This is a genomic window from Methanooceanicella nereidis (assembly GCF_021023085.1).
GTDB classification, from domain to species: Archaea; Halobacteriota; Methanocellia; order Methanocellales; family Methanocellaceae; genus Methanooceanicella; species Methanooceanicella nereidis.
The window spans coordinates 1-1,364 of the sequence record NZ_PGCK01000024.1; the positions used below are offsets into that span (position 1 = coordinate 1).

General features: G+C 44.3%; 1 protein-coding gene. It reads right to left on the reverse strand.

Annotated features, from left to right (window positions below):
* Positions 1-168 precede the first annotated feature (168 nt).
* A complete protein-coding gene (locus CUJ83_RS15505; protein ID WP_230743377.1) occupies positions 169-882 on the reverse strand; it encodes a transposase in 714 nt (237 codons plus the stop codon).
* Positions 883-1,364 lie beyond the last annotated feature (482 nt).

Here is a 1,364-nt window from a genome sequence, read left to right on the forward strand (position 1 = left end):
CCAGTGTTCCCGTGCTTGTGTTTTTTGGGTTTGGTTGGTAGTGGTCGTGTTTTTTGGTGGTTGGTATGCGGATGGTTGTGGGGTTTGTTGGTTTTTTTGTGATTTTTTGTCTGAAAACGGTCTTTTTTGTCGTGTTTTTTGGATGGCGGTAGCTAATGTAGTTGCGGTTTAGCTCAGGATTATTAGTTTTTTGGTGAGTCTTTTTGTTGTGCCTGGTTCTGCGTTCAGGAGGTATTCTAAGATGTGTTTCATGTCGTCGTGAGTTATGGTTGTCTTGTTCTTTCTTTTGGTTATTGTTAAGAGGTTGACCAAGAGGTGGCTTATGGTGTATATGAGGATCCGATATGAATGGTTCCTGGAGTTTGTTTTAATCCGGTAATTGTCCTTTTCTTTGTAACTGTTCTCTACGTTCCATCTTTTCCGGTAAACATCGAAAAGTACGCTGACGTCCGTCATGCTCATGTCCTTGTTCGTGACCATGCCAATGTAATCGTCCATGCCCACTTCCTGGAGGTACACGGTCGTCTTATGCTCATTCTCCTTTCCCCCGTTCAGAGTATGATCCCAGCGCCATTTATCGGTGATCTCCGCTATCCTGTAAGTGATTTTCATGCCTTCGAACTTTTTCACCGGGACCAAATAATCCGTATCCTTGCCTACTTCGTTTAACACGTTAGCATTGTAAAACCCTTTATCCAAGAGGACACCCTTCACCTTCAACTCCCCGGGCACCATGTCCAAGAGCCTTCTCACCACATCCTCCGGCCTATCCTCCCTGCTCACGCACGTCACAGCAAGAGTGAACTTGAACCGCGTGCCCACGATAGCGATAGTGGCATAACGAAGCACATGAACATGCTGATGCCGAACACTCTTCTTCATCGCATCATGCACCATCAAAGGATCCTCACCATGATACTCCACATCATTGTAATCTATGGCCAGATACACCCCCCTCCAATGCCATCTCGCCTTCAACAACATATCAAAACACCGTCTCAACAACAAATTACAATACCAAGTGGCATCCTCAAGACCCCTCTCACCCATATAATGAAAAAACCGATCACTGCTCTCAAACTTCCTGTTACACAACCCCTCCATACTAAGATCCCTTACCGCACACTCAACAAGCAACAAAAAGAACATACCAGCACGCGGAAAATCGAAAAAATCATCGAACAATTTCGAAAAAGGCTTTAAACCAAGACTACCCATATCAACGACCGAAGGCGGAATACATTCTCTCATAAAATACCAAAAAAGAATGTAATCCACCTTCAAAACAATAAAAACACTTTTCTACCCCACAACCAAAACCAACAACACACCAAACCCAAAAAACACAAGCACGGGAACACTGG

Coding starts and splice junctions, on each gene's coding strand:
- CUJ83_RS15505 (WP_230743377.1), bottom strand. CDS start 882: ATGAAGAAGAGTGTTCGGCATCAGCATGTTCATGTGCTTCGTTATGCC.